Origin of the sequence: Streptomyces sediminimaris, from assembly GCF_047049295.1 — a bacterium.
Classification (GTDB): domain Bacteria; phylum Actinomycetota; class Actinomycetes; order Streptomycetales; family Streptomycetaceae; genus Streptomyces; species Streptomyces sediminimaris.
The window spans coordinates 1083426-1095307 of record NZ_JBJWOT010000001.1; the positions used below are offsets into that span (position 1 = coordinate 1083426).

The 11882-nt window shown below is 71.1% G+C and carries 13 protein-coding genes; 8 read left to right on the top strand and 5 right to left on the bottom strand.

The features are described from left to right. Positions 1-364 precede the first annotated feature (364 nt). A complete protein-coding gene (locus tag ACJ9NR_RS04990) occupies positions 365-835 on the top strand; it encodes a DUF5709 domain-containing protein (RefSeq protein ID WP_412489555.1) in 471 nt (156 codons plus the stop codon). 71 nt (positions 836-906) lie between these two features. Continuing rightward, on the top strand, positions 907-1179 hold the full coding sequence (locus tag ACJ9NR_RS04995; protein ID WP_412489554.1) for a type B 50S ribosomal protein L31: 273 nt from the start codon (positions 907-909) through the stop codon (positions 1177-1179). Positions 1180-1194: 15 nt separating this feature from the next. Here ACJ9NR_RS04995 and ACJ9NR_RS05000 read toward each other — a convergent pair whose 3' ends face one another. Further along, a complete protein-coding gene (locus tag ACJ9NR_RS05000; protein ID WP_412489553.1) occupies positions 1195-1989 on the bottom strand; it encodes a metal-dependent hydrolase in 795 nt (264 codons plus the stop codon). Between the two features lie 145 nt (positions 1990-2134). Between ACJ9NR_RS05000 and ACJ9NR_RS05005 the strand changes: the two genes are divergently transcribed. Both ACJ9NR_RS05005 and ACJ9NR_RS05010 read left to right on the top strand, forming a co-directional pair. Then, entirely contained in the window at positions 2135-4648 is a 2514-nt protein-coding gene (locus ACJ9NR_RS05005) for a DEAD/DEAH box helicase (protein ID WP_412489552.1), read from the top strand. A gap of 19 nt (positions 4649-4667) precedes the next feature. Further along, positions 4668-5534 (top strand): acyl-CoA thioesterase, encoded by an 867-nt coding sequence (locus tag ACJ9NR_RS05010; protein WP_412489551.1) that lies wholly within the window; start codon positions 4668-4670, stop codon positions 5532-5534. A gap of 1 nt (position 5535) precedes the next feature. On the opposite strand, the gene ACJ9NR_RS05015 is transcribed toward ACJ9NR_RS05010, so the two are convergent. Then, the gene (locus tag ACJ9NR_RS05015; RefSeq protein ID WP_412489550.1) at positions 5536-6474 is read right to left on the bottom strand and encodes a DUF6397 family protein; all 939 of its coding nucleotides are present in this window, start codon (positions 6472-6474) and stop codon (positions 5536-5538) included. A gap of 126 nt (positions 6475-6600) precedes the next feature. Beyond that, a complete protein-coding gene (locus tag ACJ9NR_RS05020; RefSeq protein WP_412489549.1) occupies positions 6601-7014 on the bottom strand; it encodes a roadblock/LC7 domain-containing protein in 414 nt (137 codons plus the stop codon). Positions 7015-7106: 92 nt separating this feature from the next. On the opposite strand from ACJ9NR_RS05020, the gene ACJ9NR_RS05025 reads away from it, so the two are divergent. Further along, positions 7107-7535, top strand: a complete 429-nt coding sequence (locus ACJ9NR_RS05025; RefSeq protein WP_412489548.1) for a PPOX class F420-dependent oxidoreductase — start codon at positions 7107-7109, stop codon at positions 7533-7535. Between the two features lie 118 nt (positions 7536-7653). Here ACJ9NR_RS05025 and ACJ9NR_RS05030 read toward each other — a convergent pair whose 3' ends face one another. Next, on the bottom strand, positions 7654-8259 hold the full coding sequence (locus ACJ9NR_RS05030) for a GTP-binding protein (RefSeq protein WP_412489547.1): 606 nt from the start codon (positions 8257-8259) through the stop codon (positions 7654-7656). 681 nt (positions 8260-8940) lie between these two features. Here ACJ9NR_RS05030 and ACJ9NR_RS05035 point away from each other — a divergent pair. The 3 genes from ACJ9NR_RS05035 (at position 8941) to ACJ9NR_RS05045 (ending at position 11379) form a co-directional block, all read left to right on the top strand. Next, a complete protein-coding gene (locus ACJ9NR_RS05035) occupies positions 8941-9540 on the top strand; it encodes a class I SAM-dependent methyltransferase (protein ID WP_412489546.1) in 600 nt (199 codons plus the stop codon). 486 nt (positions 9541-10026) lie between these two features. Then, positions 10027-10323 carry a hypothetical protein gene (locus tag ACJ9NR_RS05040; protein WP_412489545.1) on the top strand — a complete coding sequence of 99 codons (297 nt, stop codon included), beginning with the start codon at positions 10027-10029 and terminating at the stop codon, positions 10321-10323. A 138-nt stretch (positions 10324-10461) separates the two neighbouring features. Next, positions 10462-11379, top strand: coding sequence for a hypothetical protein (locus tag ACJ9NR_RS05045; protein WP_412489544.1), 918 nt, complete (start codon positions 10462-10464; stop codon positions 11377-11379). Positions 11380-11604: 225 nt separating this feature from the next. On the opposite strand, the gene ACJ9NR_RS05050 is transcribed toward ACJ9NR_RS05045, so the two are convergent. Further along, positions 11605-11787: a tail-anchor membrane protein gene (locus tag ACJ9NR_RS05050; RefSeq protein WP_412489543.1), complete on the bottom strand. Its 183-nt coding sequence runs from the start codon at positions 11785-11787 to the stop codon at positions 11605-11607. Between the last annotated feature and the right edge of the window lie 95 nt (positions 11788-11882).

Genomic DNA, 11882 nt, shown 5'->3' on the forward strand with positions numbered 1-11882 from the left:
GCACCGCGGCCGAGACGGGCCGGCCGAGGAGATCCCCCTGGGCACCACCAAGGCCCGCATCCGCACCGGTCCGCGCAGGCCGCCCGATTCGTCGACCGCGGTGACGGACGACGGACACGTCTGGGTGACGGAGCACGGCCATGCCTGGTCCTCGGGCCTTCCGTCCGGGTGACCCCGGCTGCCGGTTTTCTCCTCCCGCCGTGCCGTTGCGCGGTCCCGAAAAGGGGTGGAAGGCTGGATATCGGCACCGGCTCGGGGAAGCGTCCTGGAATCTGCGGTTCCGTGCGGGCGCAGCCTGTGCTCCGCGTGGCCACGGCCCGGCGTCCACCGCGGTCCGGGCCCGTCCCCAGCACTGGAGGTACCCGTGAACAGCGCCGACGGATGGGGAGACGACGTCTATCAGCCCGACGGATCCGAGATCCAGGACGACTCGGGAATTCTCGACGCGGAGGACACGCTGGTCGACGACGGTGTCGACGACCCTCTCGATCGCGGCTGGTCCCCTCCGGAGAGGCCGTGGGCGGTGGAGCACACCGGCGTGACCGCCGCGGAGGGCAGACGCGGGGAGACACTGGATCAGCGGCTCTCCGAGGAGATGCCCGAACTCGTCGTGTCCGGCGGCGACGGCATCGGCGACTGCGACGGCTCCGACGGCGAACCCCTGGACAACGAGGTCGGTGCCCGCCGCTCCGGCCGTCTCGTCGCCCCCGACGAGGGCGCGCACGAGGACGACGAGAGCGCGCTGATCGCCACGGACGTGGGCATCGACGGCGCGGCGGCGTCCGCCGAGGAGGCGGCGATGCACGTAGTCGATGAGGACACCCTTTCCGGTTGACCACGTCCGGCTGACCACATCCGGTCGGCCCTGCCCGGCCGGCCCGGACGCCCACCACCCAAGGAGCACGTATGCAGCAGGACAAGCAGCCCGACTACCACCCGGTGGTCTTCCGTGACCGCGCCGCGGGCTACGCCTTCCTGACCCGGTCCACCGCGACCAGCGACCGGACCATCGACTGGGACGACGGCGAGACCTACCCGGTGGTGGACGTGGAGATCTCCTCCGAAAGTCATCCCTTCTACACCGGCAAGGCGCGCACGGTGGACAGCGAGGGCCGCATCGCCCAGTTCGAACGGCGCTACGGAGGTGCTGCCGGCCAGGGCTCGGGCGGCGGGAGCTGAAGCGGGCCCCGCTTCTCAGATGAAGTTCAGTGCGGCCGCGCACCCCACGCCGCCGAGCAGCATGAACGCCGGCATCAGCACCTTCAGCTCGACCCAGCTCCCCGCACGGAACCGCATGATCTTCGGCGGGCCGATGGGGTACCAGCGCTTGCGGCCCACCGGGATCGGCCACAGGATCGGGCAGCCGGAGACCGTCAGCGCGTCCCCGATGTCGTGCACTATCGCACCCAGCACGATCGGCAGCCCCAGCCACAGGTACGGCCGGCCGGGCTCCGAAAACAGCCAGTCCGAGCCGTTGCCCGGCTTGTCCAGCACCCCGGCGAGGATCCACGCGCTGGTCGCCGCCAGCAGCCAGACCAGCACATCGCTGCTGGAACCCCGGGCCGCCCGCCACAGCAGGCCCTCGATGGCCAGCACCATGTGGACGAAGAGGATGGCGAGGACCGCCCAGCGGCCACAGGTGATGGCGACGACCGACGTACCCGCACCGATCAGGACCGCCCACAGCCAGGTGTGGGTGAGGGTGCGGTGGCCCCCGGAGCGGCGCGGGTCGCCCGGCTTCCGCGTCGCCTTGTAGACGGCGTAGGAGAGCTTGTCGACGATCTCGCACAGGCCGCGCGAGACAGGACCGAAGGCCCTCGAGATGGTGGCCGCCTTGTGGTCGAGGTCCGGGGCGAGCGCGGCTCCGGCACAGATCAGAGAGCCGGCCAGGAGGACCGGCCAGGGCATCGGGTGCCCGGCCGCGGCGGCCGCCGCACCGACCCCGAGCCAGGCCGCGGCGCCCGAGAGTGAGTGTGCTGGTCCCATCATGGCCGTTACCCGCCCCATTTCTTCTGTGCCGCTGTCCGGTTGACAGGGTGCGTTGACGCTCCGTCGGCGTCTCAGCGTACTGGTGGTGATCTTCGTTCCGGCAACCGATTCCCCCATGAGGGAGGACGCCAGGCAAGATGGGTGCGTGACCCTTATCGATCAGTTGCCGCCGACCGCCGACCCCGACGCTCTCTACGAGGCCTTCGAGTCGTGGGCCGAGGAGCGCGGTCTCACGCTCTATCCCCACCAGGAGGAGGCGCTGATCGAGGTGGTCTCCGGTGCGAACGTGATCGTGTCGACGCCCACCGGCTCCGGCAAGAGCATGATCGCGGCGGGTGCGCACTTCGCCGCGCTGGCACGGGACGAGGTCACCTTCTACACGGCTCCGATCAAGGCGCTGGTCTCGGAGAAGTTCTTCGAGCTGTGCAAGCTCTTCGGCACCGAGAACGTCGGCATGCTGACCGGCGACGCGTCCGTCAACGCCGACGCACCCGTCATCTGCTGCACCGCCGAGGTCCTGGCCTCGATCGCGCTGCGCGACGGCAAGGGCGCGGACATCGGTCAGGTCGTCATGGACGAGTTCCACTTCTACGCGGAGGGTGACCGCGGCTGGGCCTGGCAGATCCCGATCCTGGAGCTGCCGCAGGCGCAGTTCGTCCTGATGTCCGCCACGCTCGGTGACGTCTCGATGTTCGAGAAGGACCTCACCCGCCGCACCGGCCGCCCCACCGCGGTGGTCCGCTCGGCGACCCGTCCGGTTCCCCTCTCCTACTCCTACAAGTTCACCCCGCTCACCGAGACGCTGACCGAGCTGCTGGAGACCAGGCAGGCACCGGTGTACATCGTGCACTTCACGCAGGCGCAGGCCGTGGAACGGGCACAGGCGCTGATGAGCATCAACATGTGCACGCGTGAGGAGAAGGACCAGATCGCCGACCTGATCGGCAACTTCCGCTTCACCACCAAGTTCGGCCGCAACCTCTCCCGCTACGTCCGGCACGGCATCGGAGTGCACCACGCCGGCATGCTGCCCAAGTACCGGCGCCTGGTGGAGAAGCTCGCCCAGGCGGGCCTGCTGAAGGTCATCTGCGGCACGGACACGCTCGGCGTCGGCGTCAACGTGCCCATCCGCACCGTGCTGTTCACGGCGCTGACCAAGTACGACGGCAACCGCGTCCGGACACTGCGCGCCCGTGAGTTCCACCAGATCGCCGGGCGCGCAGGCCGGGCCGGCTTCGACACGGCGGGATACGTCGTCGCGCAGGCGCCGGAGCACGTCATCGAGAACGAGAAGGCGCTCGCCAAGGCGGGCGACGACCCGAAGAAGCGCCGCAAGGTCGTCCGCAAGAAGGCGCCGGAGGGCTTCGTCGGCTGGACGGAGAACACCTTCGAGAAGCTCATCGCCTCCGACCCGGAGCCGCTCACCTCCCGTTTCCGGGTGACACACACGATGCTGCTGTCCGTCATCGCCCGCCCGGGCAACGCCTTCGAGGCGATGCGGCACCTGCTGGAGGACAACCACGAGCCGCGCAAGCAGCAGCTCAGGCACATCCGGCGCGCGATCGCCATCTACCGCTCCCTGCTGGACGGCGGCATCGTCGAGAAGCTCGACGAGCCGGACGCCACGGGCCGCATCGTCCGCCTCACCGTGGACCTGCAGCAGGACTTCGCGCTGAACCAGCCGCTGTCCACGTTCGCCCTCGCGGCGTTCGAACTCCTCGACCCCGACTCGCCCTCCTACGCCCTGGACATGGTGTCCGTCGTGGAGTCCACGCTGGACGACCCGCGGCAGATCCTCGTCGCCCAGCTGAACAAGGCCAAGGGAGAGGCCGTGGCCGCGATGAAGGCGGACGGCGTCGAGTACGAGGAGCGCATGGAGCGTCTGCAGGACATCAGCTACCCCAAGCCCCTGGAGGAACTGCTCTTCCACGCGTACAACACGTACCGCAAGAGCCACCCCTGGGTGGGCGACCACCCGCTGTCGCCGAAGTCCGTGGTCCGCGACATGTACGAACGGGCCATGTCCTTCACGGAGCTGGTGTCCTTCTACGAGCTGGCCCGCACCGAGGGCATCGTGCTGCGCTACCTCGCCAGCGCCTACAAGGCCCTGGACCACAACATCCCGGACGACCTCAAGTCCGAGGACCTTCAGGACCTGATCGAGTGGCTCGGCGAGATGGTCCGCCAGGTCGACTCCAGCCTGCTCGACGAGTGGGAGCAGCTCGCCAACCCGGAGGAGATGACCGCCGAGGAGGCCCAGGAGAAGGCCGACGAGGTCAAGCCCGTCACCAGCAACGCCCGCGCCTTCCGGGTCCTGGTCCGCAACGCCATGTTCCGCCGCGTCGAGCTCGCCGCACTCGACCAGGTCGAGGAGCTGGGCGAGCTGGACGCCGACTCGGGCTGGGACGCCGACGCGTGGGGCGAGGCGATGGACACGTACTGGGACGAGTACGAGGACCTGGGCACCGGCCCCGACGCCCGCGGCCCCAAGCTGCTGCGCATCGAGGAGGACCGGGAGCAGGGTCTGTGGCGCGTTCGCCAGACGTTCGCCGACCCGAACGGCGACCATGACTGGGGCATCAGCGCGGAGGTCGACCTCGCGGCCTCGGACGCGGAGGGCCGTGCGGTCATCCGCGTCACCGATGTCGGCCAGCTGTGAGCCAAGGAGAGACCCGCGCATGACGAACCCGGCCGAGCGCCTCGTCGACCTGCTCGACCTGGAGCAGATCGAGGTCAACATCTTCCGTGGCCGCAGCCCGCAGGAGTCCCTGCAGCGTGTCTTCGGCGGCCAGGTGGCGGGCCAGGCACTGGTCGCTGCCGGACGCACCACGGACGACGACCGTCCGGTGCACTCGCTGCACGCGTACTTCCTGCGCCCGGGCCGGCCCGGCGTGCCCATCGTGTACCAGGTGGAACGGGTACGGGACGGCAGGTCGTTCACGACCCGCAGGGTCACCGCCGTGCAGCAGGGCCACACAATCTTCAATCTCACCGCCTCCTTTCACAAGCCTGAGGAAGGACCCTTCGAGCACCAGCTGCCGCCGGCCCGCAAGGTCCCGGATCCGGAGTCGCTGCCGTCGGTGATGCGGGAGGTCCGCGAGCATCTGGGCGAGCTGCCCGAGCAGTTGGAGCGGATGGCCCGGCGCCAGCCCTTCGACATCCGGTACGTGGACCGGCTGCGCTGGACCCCCGAAGAGGTCAAGGACGCCGAGCCGCGCAGCGCCGTGTGGATGCGCGCGGTCGGACCGCTCGGCGACGCACCACTGGTGCACACCTGCGCCCTGACCTACGCCAGTGACATGACCCTGCTGGATGCGGTCCGCCTCCCGATCGAACCCCTGTGGGGGCCGCGGAGTTTCGACATGGCCTCCCTCGATCACGCAATGTGGTTCCACCGGCCCTTCCGTGCGGACGAGTGGTTCCTCTACGACCAGGAGTCGCCGATCGCCACCGGCGGCCGGGGTCTTGCCCGCGGCCGGATCTACGACGTGGAGGGCCGGCTGCTCGTGTCCGTGGTCCAGGAAGGTCTGTTCCGGGCTCTGTAGCTCAGTCGGTGCCGCGACGCAGCCAGCGCAGCAGGCCCCGTGAACGTGGTGGTCCCTCGGGGACCGGTCGGTCGTGGTCCGGGGTGGGAGCGGGCGCCGGGCGCGGTGGTGCGGGAGCCGTGCACGACGGTGTCGGCGTCGGGCGTGATCCGGAAGCCGGGCGCGGCGCCGGCTGGAGTGCGCGCGCATCGCTCACCGCCTGGGCGAGGTCGGCTCGCAGCCAGCCGATCTCGTCCGGATCCCGCGCCACGGTGAGGCTTTCGGCCAGCTGCGCGGTGGGCGAGCCGGGTGCGCCGTACCCGGGCGGCCTGGGCCGGAACCGGTTCAAGTGGGCGCGCTCGTAAGGGTCCGGCACGATCTCCGCCACCTGAACGGCGTCGAGCAGCGAGGCCACGGCCGCCGCGCACGCCCATGGATGCTCGCCGGCCTGCCGTCGCAGAAGACCCAGGTGGCGGCCCCGCCAGGTCCGGGGCCGCAGATCCAGCCCCGCCGCCAAGTGCTCCCGCAGATCCGGAGGCGTACGACCGCCCAGCAGCGGCGCGTTGGTCTCGTCGGCCAGGAACTGCCGTAGTTCTTCGGCCAGATAGAGCCAGACCACGGCCCGGTAGCGGTTGAGGTAGAAGCGGACCGGAACGACGACGCCGAGCCGGGCCAGTCTGGTGAACCTGCCGTGGGACACCGCCAGCAGACCCGCGCCCTCCCTGGTGCCCACGGCCTCGACGCGCTTCTTCAGCGTCTCGGGGAATCCCTCCTCGGCGCGCAGCCGATCGATCTCGGCGCGGGCGACTCGCGGCCCCCCGCCCCCCTCGTCGAGCACGGTACGGACGTGTCCAAGGCTCACGGCGAGGTCGAACTCTCCCCGCCTGAGCCCCAGCTCACGCGCTGCCCGGCTCGGTGTGCAGAAGGTGCTGTGCGCCGGTGTGGCAGTGTTGCCCGACATGGCCGGTCTCCCCCGTGAAATGTGCGGTCCGCGCCGTTCGCGTGGCTTCTGGAAAAACCGTAGCCGCTTCGGCGGATCGTGTGGCGGGCCTGTGGACAACTCCACGGGAGACGGTGAAAAGGCAGGTCAGGAGTCTGTGGTCGGGAATCCCTCGGGCTGCCGGGTCTCCACCTCGAGGTGCTCCCCGACCCGGTTGACGAGCAGCGTCATCTCGTAGGCGATCTGGCCGATGTCGGCCTCCGAACCGGCGAGCACGCACAGGCAGCTGCTGTTTCCGGCGGCGGTGACGAAGAGCACCGCGTCGTCGAACTCCACCATCGTCTGGCGGACTCTGCCCGCGCCGAAGTGACGTCCCGAGCCTTTGGCCAGGCTGTGCAGTCCGGACGAGATGGCGGCGAGATGCTCGGCGTCCTCACGCCGCAGGCCCGTGCTCGCTCCCGTCACCAGCCCGTCGTTGGACAGGACCAAGGCGTGACGCACATGTTCGACGCGCTCGGTCAGATCGTCCAGCAACCAGTCCAGTCCCCGGTTCTGCGCCATGTTCCGGTCTCCCCGTGTGACGACTCCCCCTGGCCGGAGGATCTCCCGCCAGCCTTCACCACCACCGGCCCACGGGCAAGGAGGATAGGTGCATGGCTCAGAAGATGACCGAGGAAGAGTGGCGGGCGTTCCTCGCCCACGGCACCCGCACGGCGAAGCTGGCGACGGTCCGGGCGGACGGAAGTCCGCACGTGACGCCGATCTGGTTCGTGCTCGACGGCGGCGATCTCGTGTTCAACACCGGTGGCGCCAGCGTGAAGGGGCGGAACCTCGTCCGTGACGGCCGGGTCGCCCTGTGTGTCGACGACGACCGGCCGCCCTTCGACTTCGTCGTGCTGCACGGCCGTGCCCGGATCTCGGAGGATCCCGGGGAGTTGAGGCACTGGGCCGCCCGCATCGGCGCGCGGTACATGGGTGAGGATCGCGCCGAGGAGTTCGGCGAACGCAACGGCGTACCTGGGGAACTCCTCGTCCGTGTGGCGATCGACCAGGTCCTGTCCATGAAGGGCGTCGCCGACTGAACCTCGGTTGCTGTACGCGCCTGCCCGCCGGGAAGCCGCCGGTCCATTCGGCCGGGCCGGCCGGGCCGGCCGAATGGACCGGTCCGTCAACCTACCGATCCGTCGGCAGACCGGTCCGTCAGCAGACCGAGTTGAGCAGCCGGGCGGTGTGCAACCGGCTGGCGTACTCGACGAGGCTGGTCAGCACCTCCTTGCCGGACGCGCGGTCACGGGCGTCGCAGAGCACCACCGGCGTCCCGCCGGCGAGATCGAGAGCGTGGGAGACGTCCTCGGCCTCGTAAGTGCGGGCACCCGGGAAGCAGTTGACGGCGACCACGAACGGGATGTTTCGGTGCTCGAAGTAGTCGACCGCGGGGAAGCAGTCCGCGAGCCGTCGGGTGTCGGCCATCACCACGGCGCCGAGCGCGCCCTGCGCCAGCTCGTCCCACAGGAACCAGAAGCGGTCCTGGCCGGGCGTGCCGAAGAGGTACAGCGAGAGGCCGGACCGGACGGTGATGCGGCCGAAGTCCATGGCGACGGTCGTGGTCGCCTTCCGGCCCACACCGCCCGTGTCGTCCACCGACCGGCCGGCCTCACTGAGCAGTTCCTCGGTGCGCAGCGGCCTGATCTCGCTCACCGCCCCCACCAGGGTGGTCTTGCCCACGCCGAACCCGCCGGCGACCAGAATCTTCAGCGCCAGCGGAGCCGTCTCGCCGCCGTACGCGTCAGAGTGCCCGAAGACCATCGATCACTTCTCTCGAGAGTGCCGGCAAGAGCCGGCGCGACTGGACGACTTCACGACTTCGTCGCCTTCTGTGCGGACCGGGCCGAAGGCTGCGCGCTCTCCGTCCACAACACCCGCGGCCTCGCCGGCAGACCCGTCACCGCGGGGTCGGCTGACCTGCCCACCGCAGAGGGCGCGGCGGCCCTCCGACCACGGCGTCGACCACGGCGCGCGGCACGTGCTCCCCGGGAAGCGGGCGGCCCGGCCCCGCCGTCGTACCACTGGCCGCCCGCCACGCGCGCGTGGCCGATCCCGGCCGCGGCGCACCGGTGTGCGGCTCCGGCGCACCCCGCCGACGCCGAAGGGCCGTCCGGCTCCCTCGCCGAGACCGGGGAAGCCGGAGGCACGCCGACGAGGTGTTCCGCGTCCCCGCGGCGAAGATCGCCCGTGGCGCCCGCCGCGAGGCCGTCGCCGGAGAGCGCCACGGGGCGCCGCGCCTCCCGTACGCGCGTCACCAGGTCGTCCAGCAGCCGTGGTCCAGGTGTCCCATGGCCCCGGGACGCTAGACCCGCCAGGGGCGCCACAAGGGGGCACATTTCGAAAGATGTTGGAAGATGGCACTCAGGTGCAACTGAACGACCGCGTCACGCTCGAACGTGTGCACCGCGGCGTCATCCGTGTCGGTGAGGGATCATGCGGAACATGAGCGACGACCACACACATGTCCGGGAGTTCTTCGGCGCCCGTGCCGCCGACTGGGACAGCCGGTTCCCCGACGACGGCCCGGCCTACGCCGCCGCGGTCGCCGATCTGGGACTGCGCGAGGGCGACCGGGTGCTCGACGCGGGCTGCGGCACCGGCAGGGCACTGACGCCGCTGCGTGCCGCCGTGGGGGCCTCGGGGGTCGTCGTCGGCGCCGACCTCACCCCGGCCATGCTGCGGGCCGCCGTACGCGCCGAGAGGGACGGCGACGGGCAGCTGCTGCTCGCCGACGTGGCCGCGCTGCCGCTGCGGTCGCACTCGCTCGACGCCGTGTTCGCCGCCGGCCTCATCGCGCACCTGCCGCAACCGGCCGAGAACCTGCGGGAGCTGGCCCGGGTGGTCCGCCCGGGCGGCATGCTGGCACTGTTCCACCCGGTCGGCCGGGCGGCGCTGGCGGCGCGGCAAGGCCGCCGGATCTCACCGCAGGACCTGCGGGCGGAGCCCAATCTGCGCCCACTGCTGGCCACCGCGGGCTGGCGCATGACGTCCTACGCCGACGAGGACGAACGCTTCCTGGCCCTGGCCGTGCGGGAGGGCTGATCCTCGGCACCGGCCCGCGGCGGCCGCCACGAAGGCGCCGGGTCGCCTGACACGGCGCTGCGGGCCCGCACAGGCACCGTCACCACGCGTACACCAGACGCCTCCACGGCCTCGCAGGCCACAGAGTTCACCGCCGGCTCCTTCGGGAGGTCCCCGCGGTCGACCAGCAGCCCTTCGAGGAGGCTCCCGCACGGGCGGGATCGAGCCGTGCCGCGGACCGGCGGCCGACCGGTGCGGTGTGCGCGGGCCGGCCCTCCGCACGGTCGCCGCCCGCGGGGGGGGCCGGCCTCCGCGAGCCCGCGCGCGACGTCCCGGCCCGGACCCACCCGGCCGCGCGAGACGATCGCGGCACTGAGCAGCTGATCCACTTCCCTTCACCGTCGCGTCCCTCTTCTGCCGCCGGAACTCCAACTCTAGGTTGAGTAGCAGGAGATGAACGATGGAGCGGTCGGCCGCGGGCAACCACGCAGGGGGAAGGTGGTCAGCATGTTGGGCAGGGTGCGGAAGTTCTGTGCGAGATTGCTCCACGCCGTTCGCGCGGCTCCGGGCGATGGCCGGGACAAACGTACACACAATCTTTTCGAAGCCGCCGCCGCGTACGTCTCGGCCTGCGCGGAGGACGACCAGGCCCGCATCGACGAGGCGGCGGGCTGGGTGTCGCCGGAAGCCCTGTCCTTCGGGGTCAACGAGCTGGCCTGCAGGGCTGTGATCGCGCTCGCGCGGGAGCGCGACGAGTCCCCGGGGACGGTGGCCCGTGCGCTGCTGGGGCTCCCGGCGGCCTGAGAAACGCGGGGGCACAGGTGGTCGATTCGCCCCGTCCAGTCGGAAAACTGCAGGTCCACGTGTTCCCGTGAGTCGTGACAAGCTGCTTCCGCTCGCACTAGGGTGCGCGCGTTCGGACACATCGATGGGGAGGCTGGCATGGCCGGGACGGACGAGGACGCCGTCACCGCCGCGGACGAGGCGCTTTACGTGCTCACGGCGGTACTTCTGACGCCGGCGAAGTTTCCGAGCGTGCTCGGCGACGACTACCCGGAGGCCTGTGCGGCGCTCGGCCTCGCGCCGCTCGCCGACGGATACGGCCTGGTGCTCGGCCAGGACGGCGACGGCGCCCGGTGGACCGTCGTGGTCGACGACGTCTCCCTGGTCGCGGTCGCCATCGCCTCCTGGGACTGCGGGATGGAGTACGACCTCTCACCCGACGAGCGGTCTGTCGTGGCCGCGCTGCCGGGCTGGCCCCTCGCGGTCGCCGTCGCCGCTCCCAACGTGCCCGCGCCGCACGACCCCGGCCCCGAGGTCGCGGACGGCCCGCCGCTGACGCCGCCGGACACCAGCACGTGGGGGCCCGCCCAACGGCGCTTGGGCGCCGACGAGATCGCGCTTCAGTGGGCGATCTGGCGGGAGCAGATTAACGACACCGACTTCCTGAATCCGGACAGCGGCCCGAACAGCGAGGACGGCGCGGACAGTCCCGGCAGTCCGGACCAGGCCTTCGCCTCCGCCGCGGACGCCGACGATGCCGTGAACGGTGATCACGCCGAGCAGGAGGGGCGGGCGAAGGGGTCCAAGGAGCACGGCGGAGTGCGGCGCGTGCTCGCCGAAGCACGCGCGTATGTGGACTCGCCGCCGCCGCTCGGCCGCGTCCGGTCGTCCTTCGCCCCGGGTGACGCGCGGACACTGCGTGCCGACGGTCCGGGCTGGTCGCTCGTGGCCCGGACCGACGACATCGCGTTCGTGCTGCTCGACGCGGAACCCGGCGAGGTACTGCCGGTCGGACGCGGGCCGGAGCTGCCCGGTCTTCTGGACGCGCTCGAGAAGATGGCCGTACGTCCCCTCTGACGTCCCCGCGCGGACGGGCCGGGCGGTCGGGACGACGTCCGTGCCGCCTCCGGCCCTCCCGGCCGGCTCCTCGGCGCTCAGCGCGACGTCGCCGTCCCCCGGCCGTTTCCCCCCTCCGTAGAGGCTTTCACGCACGGCCCCGCGCCTGAGCAGCCATGCGTGACCCTGCGGACGTGCTCCCGGCCGGCGGATGCCTCCGACCCGGCCGGTCCCGCGGTGAGACGGTCAGCGACCGAGTTCCTTGCGGGTGACGCGGCGCAGCCTGCGCCGCTGTGAGGGGTCCAGGGTGAGGTACGCGGCGGCCGGCACTCCCAGGATGATCAGGAGCGCTGCCCACCAGGGCAGCCAGATGAGCAGGATGATCCCGGCCGCCACACCCCCCGCGGCGATCTTCGCGTTCTTCGACATGTGCGTCGCCTCCTTCGCGGCCACTGCCGCTCTCTGTCCTGAAAACGGGCCCGCGCCTCCGGCGGTTCCTGACCGCGACCCTGAGACGTCCCTGA

Excerpts from the sequence above, each read along its gene's own strand:
- ACJ9NR_RS04995 (WP_412489554.1), top strand. The coding sequence starts at position 907 with ATGCAGCAGGACAAGCAGCCCGACTACCACCCGGTGGTCTTCCGTGAC.
- ACJ9NR_RS05035 (WP_412489546.1), top strand. The coding sequence starts at position 8,941 with ATGAGCGACGACCACACACATGTCCGGGAGTTCTTCGGCGCCCGTGCC.
- ACJ9NR_RS05020 (WP_412489549.1), bottom strand. The coding sequence starts at position 7,014 with ATGGCGCAGAACCGGGGACTGGACTGGTTGCTGGACGATCTGACCGAG.
- ACJ9NR_RS05000 (WP_412489553.1), bottom strand. The coding sequence starts at position 1,989 with ATGATGGGACCAGCACACTCACTCTCGGGCGCCGCGGCCTGGCTCGGG.
- ACJ9NR_RS05010 (WP_412489551.1), top strand. The coding sequence starts at position 4,668 with ATGACGAACCCGGCCGAGCGCCTCGTCGACCTGCTCGACCTGGAGCAG.
- ACJ9NR_RS05045 (WP_412489544.1), top strand. The coding sequence starts at position 10,462 with ATGGCCGGGACGGACGAGGACGCCGTCACCGCCGCGGACGAGGCGCTT.
- ACJ9NR_RS05050 (WP_412489543.1), bottom strand. The coding sequence starts at position 11,787 with ATGTCGAAGAACGCGAAGATCGCCGCGGGGGGTGTGGCGGCCGGGATC.
- ACJ9NR_RS05040 (WP_412489545.1), top strand. The coding sequence starts at position 10,027 with ATGTTGGGCAGGGTGCGGAAGTTCTGTGCGAGATTGCTCCACGCCGTT.
- ACJ9NR_RS05025 (WP_412489548.1), top strand. The coding sequence starts at position 7,107 with ATGGCTCAGAAGATGACCGAGGAAGAGTGGCGGGCGTTCCTCGCCCAC.
- ACJ9NR_RS05030 (WP_412489547.1), bottom strand. The coding sequence starts at position 8,259 with ATGGTCTTCGGGCACTCTGACGCGTACGGCGGCGAGACGGCTCCGCTG.
- ACJ9NR_RS05015 (WP_412489550.1), bottom strand. The coding sequence starts at position 6,474 with ATGTCGGGCAACACTGCCACACCGGCGCACAGCACCTTCTGCACACCG.